Here is a 2,831-nt window from a genome sequence, read left to right on the forward strand (position 1 = left end):
TTTATAAAATACGATTTTGTTCGTAGATGAGTTATACTTAAAACTATGGGGAGGGTTTTATTTCTTAAAAAAAATATAAAGAATGAGATGGGAATGTTAAAAAGTAGCGATGGCAAGGGCGAATGGATAATGGATAATGTTTTAATAGATAATAGATTAAATTCGGGGAAACTTTCTTACTTCTGTACATTCTATCAGTATCAATTATCCATTATTCAATTATAGCATTATCCATTATCATGAATTATCTCGCCCACGCATATCTTTCCTTTAACAACCCCGGCATCCTTACGGGTAATATGATCAGTGATTTTGTAAAAGGGAAAAAACAATTCGATTATCCGGCCATCATACAGGCTGGCATCCGGCTTCACAGGGCCATCGATGAATATACAGATTCGCACGATGCTACCAGGGAGCTGAAAGAATTCTTCAGGGCCGATTACCGCTTATATTCCGGCGCTTTTGCCGATGTGGTATACGATCATTTTCTTGCGCTGGATAAACAGCAGTTCGCTTCCGATAAGGCGCTCATGGATTTTTCGCAGCAGTGTTATGCGCAACTCGAAAACAACAGCGGATGGCTCGGAGACAGGTTCGGGATGATGTTCCCCTACATGAAAACGCAGAACTGGCTGTACAATTACCAGTTCGACTGGGCCATTGGAAAAAGCCTGGAAGGGGTACGCCGGCGCAGCGCTTATATTGAAGAAACCGCCATAGCCTACGATATATTCCTGCGGCATAAGCCCGCCATGAGTCTCTGCTACGATGCGTTTTTCCCCGATGTTAAAAAATTTGCGGCAGCAAGGTTGGAGCAATTATTGAAGTGATGTTTCTTTTATCTTTGAACAAAAAAATTATGAAGAAAGTTTTCCTGGCAGTTTCTTTAAGCTTCGCATTTTGTGTAACCGCCTTTTCACAGGCCGTTGTACCCGCGGTAGATAAATCTCCGCTGGACATCAGTTATTACCCTAACAATTACACGTTGCTGAAGATCCAGGATAAACTGACCGAGCCGTTGATGGCAAGGGTGATCTATAGCAGGCCGCAGAAGAACAACCGGGCCATTTTTGGCGACCTGATAGAATTCGGTAAAGTGTGGAGACTGGGCGCCAATGAAGCGACCGAGATCGAATTTTTCCAAAATGTAAAGATTGGCGGCACTACCGTAAAAAAAGGCCGGTACACCATCTACAGCATCCCCAATGCGGATAAATGGACCATCATACTCAACAAAGAGCTGGACACCTGGGGCTCTTTCAAATACGATCAGAAGAAAGACGTTTTGAGAGTGGATGTTCCGGTACAAAAAGAAGCGACCCCGACAGAATCCTTTTCCATGTTTTTTGAAAAAACGACTTCCGGCTTTTCATTAAATGCAGTTTGGGACAGTTCTAGAGTATCTTTGCCAATATCACTGTAATTTAATCACTGCATGTTTTTAAAGAAAATAACCTGGCCGGTCTTATTTTGCTGCGCAACATTTCCTTTCATCCTGGAAGGCTGCAGGCAACAGGCGGATACCAAACGCACCACCGTGCAGGTGGATTCGCTGCCCGCTACAGATAAGAACCCATATGTGACCTACGATCAATCGCCGATGGATATGAGTTATTACCCCATCAATTATCCGCTGCTCAAAATGAACAAGCAGGATTCTACCAGCCTTGTTGCCAGGGTCATTTACAGCAGGCCGCATAAAAAGAACCGCACCATTTTCAGCCATTCGTCGATGAGCCTTTGCCAGTATGGCAAAGAATGGCGACTTGGTGCCAATGAAGCGACCGAGATCGATTTTTTCAGGAATGTGATCATTGGCGGGAAAACGGTCAGTAAAGGAACCTATGTCATCTATTGTATCCCGGAGCCGGATAAATGGACGATCGTGCTCAATTCCAATCTTTACACCTGGGGATTGCATACAGATACCAGCAAAGATGTAATGCGGACGGAAGTACCTGTGCAGCGCCAATCGCCGGCACTGGAAGATTTTACCATGGTATTCATGGATGAACCAGGAGGCGCAGGACTCCTGATGGCCTGGGATAATGTGAAAACGGTGTTGCCCATCAACTTTTCGAAAAAGTCAATAGCGAATAGTCAATAGGTAAAGCCCGATACTGCAAAAGAGTATTGAAAAGGCTCCATTATTGTGAACCATTGACTATTCACTATTAACTATTGACTCTGAACTTAGAACCTTCAACTTTTTTAACCAATGTGTGGAATAGCGGGAATAATAACGCGGGACGAATCAATGATCAGCAGGCCGTTGCTGAGTGCCATGGCTGATGCCTTGTCGCACCGCGGTCCCGACGGGGAAGGTTTCTGGACCAACCGCTCCAATCATGTCGGTTTTGCACATCGCAGGCTGGCTATCATCGACCTCACTGACAACGGGCATCAGCCGATGCACTACCTGCAACGTTACACCATCGTGTACAACGGTGAAATTTACAATTACATCGAATTAAAGAACGAACTGCAGAAAGCAGGCTACATTTTTACCTCCGAAAGCGATACTGAAGTGATACTGGCCGCCTACGATTTTTATGATGAGCGTTGCCTGCAGCATTTCGATGGCATGTTTGCCTTCGCTATCTGGGATGAAAAAAGACAGACCTTGTTTTGCGCACGTGACCGCTTTGGCGAAAAACCTTTTTATTATTATCAAAACCAGGAGATATTCGCCTTTGCCAGCGAAATGAAAGGGTTGTGGGCGATCGGGATTGATAAAACCATCGAGCATAAATTAATGCTTAACTATCTTTCACTGGGGCATGTGCAAAACCCTTCCAATAAATCACAGACTTTTTACAAAGATATTT

Annotated in this window: 4 protein-coding genes; all 4 read left to right on the plus strand. The window is 44.3% G+C overall.

Features of this window, described 5'->3' with window-relative positions:
* Positions 1–239: 239 nt before the first annotated feature.
* Positions 240–833: an ACP phosphodiesterase gene (locus EGI32_RS10810; protein WP_255155401.1), complete on the plus strand. Its 594-nt coding sequence runs from the start codon at positions 240–242 to the stop codon at positions 831–833.
* A gap of 29 nt (positions 834–862) precedes the next feature.
* Positions 863–1,426 carry a DUF2911 domain-containing protein gene (locus tag EGI32_RS10815; RefSeq protein WP_255155402.1) on the plus strand — a complete coding sequence of 188 codons (564 nt, stop codon included), beginning with the start codon at positions 863–865 and terminating at the stop codon, positions 1,424–1,426.
* 12 nt (positions 1,427–1,438) lie between these two features.
* Entirely contained in the window at positions 1,439–2,110 is a 672-nt protein-coding gene (locus EGI32_RS10820; protein ID WP_255155403.1) for a DUF2911 domain-containing protein, read from the plus strand.
* Between the two features lie 150 nt (positions 2,111–2,260).
* The coding region (locus EGI32_RS10825) for an asparagine synthetase B (protein WP_369681654.1) at positions 2,261–2,831 on the plus strand (571 nt) is incomplete at its 3' end.

It is taken from the genome of Ferruginibacter sp. HRS2-29 (assembly GCF_024343615.1).
GTDB lineage: Bacteria > Bacteroidota > Bacteroidia > Chitinophagales > Chitinophagaceae > Ferruginibacter.

Coding starts and splice junctions, on each gene's coding strand:
- EGI32_RS10815 (WP_255155402.1), top strand. CDS start 863: ATGAAGAAAGTTTTCCTGGCAGTTTCTTTAAGCTTCGCATTTTGTGTA.
- EGI32_RS10810 (WP_255155401.1), top strand. CDS start 240: ATGAATTATCTCGCCCACGCATATCTTTCCTTTAACAACCCCGGCATC.
- EGI32_RS10820 (WP_255155403.1), top strand. CDS start 1,439: ATGTTTTTAAAGAAAATAACCTGGCCGGTCTTATTTTGCTGCGCAACA.